Annotated in this window: 5 protein-coding genes; all 5 read right to left on the bottom strand. The window is 71.3% G+C overall.

The window, feature by feature from the left end; genetic code table 11:
• Positions 1-83: 83 nt before the first annotated feature.
• On the bottom strand, positions 84-1,190 hold the full coding sequence (locus ACFVT5_RS11155) for an acyltransferase (RefSeq protein ID WP_389884351.1): 1,107 nt from the start codon (positions 1,188-1,190) through the stop codon (positions 84-86).
• Between the two features lie 56 nt (positions 1,191-1,246).
• Positions 1,247-2,596, bottom strand: a complete 1,350-nt coding sequence (locus ACFVT5_RS11150) for a polysialyltransferase family glycosyltransferase (RefSeq protein ID WP_389884348.1) — start codon at positions 2,594-2,596, stop codon at positions 1,247-1,249.
• A 3-nt stretch (positions 2,597-2,599) separates the two neighbouring features.
• Positions 2,600-3,565, bottom strand: a complete 966-nt coding sequence (locus tag ACFVT5_RS11145; protein ID WP_389884345.1) for a glycosyltransferase family 2 protein — start codon at positions 3,563-3,565, stop codon at positions 2,600-2,602.
• A gap of 129 nt (positions 3,566-3,694) precedes the next feature.
• The gene (locus ACFVT5_RS11140) at positions 3,695-6,007 is read right to left on the bottom strand and encodes a polysaccharide pyruvyl transferase family protein (RefSeq protein WP_389884342.1); all 2,313 of its coding nucleotides are present in this window, start codon (positions 6,005-6,007) and stop codon (positions 3,695-3,697) included.
• Positions 6,004-7,251, bottom strand: a complete 1,248-nt coding sequence (locus ACFVT5_RS11135; protein WP_389884339.1) for a hypothetical protein — start codon at positions 7,249-7,251, stop codon at positions 6,004-6,006. The genes ACFVT5_RS11140 and ACFVT5_RS11135 overlap by 4 nt, the downstream gene beginning before the upstream one ends.
• Between the last annotated feature and the right edge of the window lie 304 nt (positions 7,252-7,555).

The raw sequence follows: 7,555 nt of genomic DNA, 5'->3' as shown, positions 1-7,555 counted from the left end.
GTGGCCGCCCCCGATTCGCTCCACGCCTAACGGCGGGGGGGGCGGGGCCACTCGCCCACCCGCCCCGCCCGCCCCGGCTCTTGTCAGCCCAGCCAGCGCCGCAGCTTCAGCTTCCCCCACAGCAGGCTGGTCGCGAAGGACAGGGCCATCACCAGCGCCACCAGCGCCACCAGCAGCGACCCGGCCGCCACCGCGCTCAGGTCCGGCGACACCAGCCGGCCGACGATCTCCTCGACGAACAGCACATGCACCAGATAGGCGCCCAGCGCGGCCCCGGCCAGCTTCTGGAGCAGCGGGCGGCGCTTCTCCGGGATCCGGATCCGGCTGATCAGCAGCAGGACGCACACCGCCATCACGGCGACGAACAGATGCGCGTTGGGGATCACATAGTGGACCTGCGTGTTGTACCAGAGGCAGGCGACCGCCGTGAGCGGGAACAGCACAAGGAGCGGCCAGCGCCACCGCACGAACCCGGCGGGCAGCGCGAACAGCAGGGCGCCGCCGACCGCGTACACCACCGAATAGGTGCCGAAGCCCCAGGCCACGGTGGGGGTTTCCCACTCGGTGACCTCGGTGATCGTGGTCATCACCGAGGGCAGTACCGCGATGGTGATCAGTGCGATGCCCAGCCGCCAGGGCCGCTGCCCGGCCTTGACCAGGATGGCGAACGCCAGCAGCACGATGATCGGGATGTAGTTGTACATGAACCACAGGTGGTACGCCGGCCGCACCGACCCGAAGAGGGAGTCCACCGCCAGCTCGGTCATCGGCCGGTCGTTGCGGTCCCGCAGAAACGCCCAGGTCAGGTAGATCGCCGTCCACGCGAACAGGGGCACGGTGTTGCGCACCACCCGCTGCCACATCCGCGCCCCGTCCTTCGGCGGAGCGCCGACCAGGACGGCCCATCCGGCGATGGCGAAGTACATCGGCACGGCGAACGGGTTGATCGCCTCGGCCACATGGCCCGCCCAGTACGAACCGGCGCCGTTGTCCGGGTTGTCGCCGGTGGACTTGATGAACTGCGCGCCGACATGTCCGAGCATGATGATCGCGGAGCAGACCAGCCGCATCAGATCGACGTCGAAGCGGTGTTCGCGCCGGGGAGCGGACTCCGTGGAACCGGACTCCGCGGAACCGGGGGAAGGGGTGGTGCGCTGCTGTGGCAGGTGTACCGCTGTCTCGTTCTGCACCGCGCGCCTTTCAGAGGAAACGGTCAGGGAGTCATGAGGGAGGGAGGTGCGGGCGGTCAGCCGTTGCCGGCCCGGCGTACCGCGCGGCGCACCACGCGCTTGGCCCGGCGCACCTGGAGCTTGGCCCGTGCCTGCGCGCTGCTGGGCAGACCCAGCTCGGCCAGGCGCGCGTCGGGGAAGTAGCCGGCAGGCAGGGAGCCGAGCTGTGCCCGCAGCCAGTCGGCCGTCGTTTCACGCAACTCGGCGTAGGCGGTGGGCTGCATGCAGAAGCCCATGGCCCGTACCAGCGGGGAGAGCGAGGCGGGGGCGGCGCCGACGGTTGCCGGGTCGGCGTCGCGCTCCAGGTCCGCCACCAGGTGGTCGACGATCGCGAGCGGCACCCGGTTGCTGTTGGGGTAGGGCTTGAGCCGCCCCATGACCAGTGCGGTGCCCACCCGGCCGACCGGTGTGCCGTAGTAGTGGGACGCGGTCACCATGGCGGTGGAGAAGCAGCCGACGACAAGTTCGGGCCGTGCGTGGTGGTACAGCGTCTCGGCGAGCAGGGGCGCGTCCAGCACGGTGAGCCGGACGCCCGCCTCGGCCGCCGCCTTGGTCAGCGCCTGCGAGTAGCTGGCGGGGGCGGTGGGGTGCGGTTTGAAGACCACCGACTTGTGTCCGGCCGCCGCGGCGCCGGCGAGCATCCGCAGATGGAGGTCCTCCTCCTCGTCCACGCTCAGGATGTTGATCGCCGCGAGGTACTGGCCGAGCAGTACGGCCGTCGGCGCCTCCTGGAGCACCGGTGCGAGCTGCGGGTCCTCGGCGGTGTCCTGGGATATCTCGTCCAGTACGGCGCGGAAGGCGGCGTCGGGGACGATCTCGGGCGCGACCCCGTACTCGGAGAGCAGCAGCGGGGTGAGGCCGGGTATCAGATCGAGGTGCAGCAGCCGCTGGATACGGCTGGAGAGGGTCAGCGGCAGCCGGTCCCGGGTGGGGCCGTAGCTCATCAGACCGTCGGCGTACACATGGACGGACGCCTCGGAGAAGATCGCGGCCAGCGCACGGCCGGGGTTGACCTGGATCGACTCGACGGCCAGCTCGATCAGCTCGTGCTCGTCGATGTCCCAGGCGAGCCGGAACGCCTTCTGCCACAGTCCGACGTCGCTGCCGCGCGGGCCCCAGGTGCTCGGGTGGTAGGGGCGTATCGCGTCGTTCCAGCTGATGACGTCGTCGAAGCGGCTCGCTATCCGGGTGTAGCCGCGCATCTCGTCCAGGCGCAGCGCGGTCTCGGGGGTGCCGGCGTTGTTGGAGACCAGCAGGACGCGCCGGGCCGAGCCGCGCGGGCCGAACTGTCCCGCGTCCAGCGCGGCGGCGAGGGTGGCGGCCCCGTACAGGGTGGAGACCTGGAAGATCTGGGTGGTGTCGCGCATGGCTCAGGCAGCCTTCCGCCCGTCGCGCAGCCGGCTGAGCAGCTTGCCCCGGGTGTTGTCGATGGTGCGGAGGGTCTCCTCCAGGGCCTGCTCCGGCATCCGGTGCAGGGCCGCGCGGGCGTCGCGGCGCAGCCGCTTGGCCGCGGCCGGTTCGTACGCGTCGACCTTGCCGATGTGGAAGGCGATCATCGCGCAGTAGGTACGCACGACCTTGAGCAGGAAGCGATCGGCTTCCCGGTCCTGGAGCACGTCCTGGATCAGGGCGTCGTAGGCCGGGATGAAGTCGAGCTGGCGGTCGTCCTTGACCTGCGTGAGCGAGGTGGCGACGCCCCGGCGGTAGAAGATCCCGTTCAGGCCGAGCGAGGCGTAGCTCTCCGCCTTGAGATGCAGCCGCCAGATCCACAGCCGGTCCTCGGCGGTGCGCAGTTCGGTGGCGAAGCGCATACCGCCGTCGTCGAAGAGATGGCGGGAGTAGATCCCGGCCCAGACGAACGGATAGTCGACCATGGTCTCGGTGTGCGCGGGCATGATGCCGTCGCGCGGGTCCATGACCCGGTTGCGCACCTTGGCCGGGGCGCGCCGGACCACGCGCTCGGTGCCGGTGGCCTGGACATGGTCGGTGCGGGCGAAGTCGCAGCCCAACTCCTCGATGGCGTACACCAGTTCGGAAAGGTGGCCGGGGCCGTACCAGTCGTCGCCGTCGAGGAAGGTCAGGTAGTCGCCGTTCGCCGCGTCGATGCCGCTGTTGCGCGCCTGCGCTATGCCCATGTTCCGCTCGTGCCGGACCACCGTGGTGTGGGGCAGTTTGTCCGCCCACCGGTCGATCACCCACGGGGTGGAGTCCTTGGAGCAGTCGTCGACGAGCAGGAACTCGAAGTCGGGGTCCGCGTTCTTGGCGAGACTCCGCAGAGTGCTCTCGGCGAAGGCCCCCACATTGTGCATGGGGACTACGACGGAGAGTTTGGGCACGTGGACGGCCTTTCGCGGGTAAACGTTGCCGAGGGGAACGAACAGATTATCGAGGCTCCCGAGGTCAACGGTGGCGATGAGGACGCGGAAGAGTGAAGTCCATTCGTGACCGAGATGAATTCTTGGTGCTCAGCCCCTGGTGAAGGTTTCACTCAGCTCTTCGATGTTCGATCGAGTGGTCTTCCAGAGGAATTCCTGCGCGGTGTGCACATCGGCCACGGCAGCCGGATGGTCGTCGAGGATCGCCGTCGCCCGTTCCGCCAGCCGCGCCCCCAGCTCCCGGTCGTGCACCGAGATCCCCCATTCCCGGCGGCCGATGTCCGACAGGAAATAGGCCAGCTTGGGATGCGACACCAGACTCAGGATCGGCGTCCCGCAGCCGAACGGGATCATCCCCGCGTGCCCGCGCATCCCCATCACCAGCCGGGTGGAGCGGTACAGGGCACGGATCTCGTCGTTCGACATCTCGTACAGCCGGTCCACGGGCAGCGTCAGGCCGTGCTCCCGCCGCAGATCGTGCACGAACTTCTCGTCGGCCGGCATATGGGCCGCGTACCGTACGTCCACCCGTTCCCGCAGGGTGCGCAGCGCGGACGCCATCTCGGCGAGGAAATGTCCGTAGTCATGGCCGAAACGCAGCCCCGAGCGGTCGTAGGCGGCGTTGACCAGCACACTGTCGGTGCGCTCGGCCGGATCGGTCCAGCCGTCGATGAGGTGCCGGGCCACGGTCGTCGGACAGGGCTGGTAGCGCACCCGGTCGCGCAGCTCGGCCGGGAGCAGCTCACGCACCCGCTCGATCGAACCGTGGTTGCGCAGCCCGAAGAACGCCGACCGCTCCACCAGCACGCGCAGGCTCTCGGCGAACCGGGTCCGCCGGTAGAGCTGCCCGTCGAACACGTTGTAGCCGACGGCGAACACCGCCAGCGGCACGGTGATCCGGGCCAGCAGGTCGTCCGGGACGTTCCACTGCCAGTGGCTGTTGCCGTTCGGCGAGGTGTCCGGCAGGAACAGCCCGCCGCCGCCCACGATGACCCCGCGCCGGGCGTTGAGCCGCTCCACCGCGGCCTCGTCCACCAGCCGGTGCACCGGCTGCTGATACCAGCGGTACGGCCCGGTGTCCGCGTCGAAACACATCCGCACGGCCTCGGGCAGCACCTTGTCGCCCGCGTTCTCGTTCCCGTCGGCGAACAGCGCCACATGCGCGAACTGCTCGGCGGCGGGGGCCGGTACGACGGGGGCCGGTACGACGGGCTTCGCCTCCGCGAGCACGGACTCCGCCGAGGCCACCGGCCGTTCAGCCGCCGTCGTCGCTGTCGCTGTCGCTGTCGTCGCCGTCGTCGCCCGCTCCGGCCGGGTCCGTACGAACCAGGCATGGCAGCCCGCGTCCGCCGGATCGGCCTCCAGACCCTCCCGGGCGTAGACGTGCGCGTCCTCCTCGCGGCCCAGCAGCCAGGCCAGCCGGGCGAGCTGGGCGAAGGCGCGGGGCGCGGCGTCCGGCGCGGACGCCGACAGCAGCAGATGTGTCTCGGCCTCCTCGTACCGCGACAGCGCCATCAGGCACAGCCCGAGCGTCTCGTGGCAGCGCGGCGCGTCCAGCCGGTCGCCAAGGACCGGCGCGAGCACCCGCACGGCCTCGTCGTAGCGGCCCTGCTGCCGGTAGACGTCGGCGACCGTACGGGCCAGGTCCAGCGAGGGACGCTCGGCCAGCAGCACCGGTGCGAAGTGGGCGAGCAGTTCGGGGTGCTTGCCGCCGGGCAGCGCGCGATAGGCGGCCCGGAACTCCTCGTCGCCCAGCTCGAACCGGCGCCGCGCCTCGGCCGCCGGACCGTATCCGGGCGTGTCCACCGGCTCGGTGAAGCGCAGTACCGCGACCTGGGCGGGCACCTCGGTGTCGTCGTACAGCCGCCGGGTGAGGAAGTCATGGCGGGCGTCGACCGGCACCAGCACGTCCCGCAGTTCCGCGTCCAGGTCGGCGGTGCCCGCGAGCCGGTCCGCGAGCGCCTCGTCCACGTCGGCGCGCTGCACCACGAGCAGCCCGTCCGCCAGGACCCGCCGCTCCTCGCGCTCGCCGTACCGCACGGGCTGCCGTACGGCACCCACGCCGTGCCGCAGCCGCAGCAGTTCGCCCAGGTCGCCGAGGACGACCATCGCCGGGTCCAGGGCTATGACGGTGTCGTAGCCCGCCAGCCGGAACACCTCGCCCCGGCCGTCCGCGCGGCGGGTCACCAGCCGCGGGTGCAGCGGGCGCAGCGCGTCGAACGCGCTGTCGGGCAGTCCGGGGTGCAGGACGACGATGTCCTCGCACACCTCCGGGTTGGTCAGCACCAGGCTCCGGACGAGGGTGGCCAGATCCGGCAGCCGCTCCTCGTCCGTGTGGACGGCGAAGGCGATCCGCCGCTTGCCGGTGATGGTTCTGCGGTCGTCCGCGGAGGTCAGGGTCATCGCAGGGCGATCCTTGTCTCACTGTCGTCGGCGTGCACGGCACGGGTCCGGACCCACTCGGCCTCCTCGGGCCGCAGCCGGCCGGGCAGCCCCGGGCCGATCAGATCCAGCCGCGAGGACACGTCCAGGAAGTCCAGCAGCCGCAGCACGGTGAACGCGGTGGTCGTCGACGGGTCCCAGCCGCTCTCGCCGAGCAGCGCCGGGTCGGTCAGCGGGCGGCGCAGCGAGGCGTCCCCGACATGGTCCTGCGCGCCGGCCACCAGCCGCTGCCGTACGGCCCGCCGCCAGGGCCCCGCCGGGTCCCCGAACACCAGCCGTACGTCCGCCCGCCGGCCCCATGCCGGGCCTTCCCACGGGGTCGCGCCGCGCAGCGAGAGGGCGTGTATGTCGGTGCGCGTACCGGTTACGGGCGCGTCGATCCGGAAGTCGTCGCAGTGGACGACCACGTCGTACGCGTCGATCTCGGCCCCCGGGCCACCGCGCGCCAGGGCCTCGCCGTCGGCCACCACACACACGCTCCGCCCGGCCAGCAGCCCGCGCAGCCCGGTCACGCCGAGCGGCGCGGTCCGGCCGACCGAGGACAGCGGCAGCGCGTCGCGCTCGGTGAGCCGCCGGTAGCCGCCGTAGAGCTGGGTCAGCCGCCGCACCTTGGCGTCGGCCGTGCCGTGCCGGTCGATCTGGGTCCGCACGAACGCGGCGAGTTCCGGCGCGAGAGCGGCGGCCGGCCGGTCGAGCCGGGGCGCTTCGGCGCCGGGAAACAGTGCGACGGCCGCGTCCAGACAGGCCCGGCGGCGGCGCAGGGTGCTGATCCGGCGGACGATCTCGGGCGCCGGGTCGGTGTTCTGGAGCAGCGCCAGATGACGGTCGTACGAGGTGAGCGCCTCGCTGTCGCGGCCAAGCCGGTCCAGCGCCAGCGCGTGCAGCCGCCAGGCGCCCTTGGAGCGCTGCCGCAGTCGCGTCGACGCCTCGGCGATGTCCAGGGCGAGCGCGAGCGCGTGGTCGTCACCGGCCTCCAGCGCCCGTTCGCCCACCTTGAGCAGGGCGTCGAACGGGTCGGCGGACGGCCCGTCGAGGGAGGTGGCGAGGACCCCGATGGCCTGGGCGACACGGACCTGCCGGGCGGTGGACGCGTCGCCCTGCGCCGCGAGGTACTCCCCGCAGCGTCGCATGCTCCGGGTGAACAGGTCCCGTCTGGCGGCCTCTTTCTGCCGTGCCTTGAACAATCCCGCCAGGGGGTTCGTCATCCGCTGTTCCACCGTTCTCCGAATCGGAGGCCGAATGTGCCCGAACGCGTGCGGTATCGGGTGGCTTTCCGGTGACCGATGGATGAACTCTCCAGGACGGCTCGCTGGTCGGCGGCGGGTTTGGGGGACCGGGGGAGTGAGAGGTGTGTACGGGTTGACGCCGTTTGCCCGACCCGACGAATCCCTTTGACCCCTTGGTGTCGCCCGCCGGCGGCGGTGTCGGGTGGCCAAGGCTCAATGCGGACGAGGGGCGACCCCCGGCCCGATCTCTGGTGCCGTCAATCCGTCAGACCAACTCGGCGGG

It is taken from the genome of Streptomyces sp. NPDC058001 (genome assembly GCF_042886315.1).
Lineage (GTDB): Bacteria > Actinomycetota > Actinomycetes > Streptomycetales > Streptomycetaceae > Streptomyces.
The sequence above is the reverse complement of the archived record's forward strand: the minus strand, read 5'-3'. Positions and strand labels throughout refer to the sequence as shown.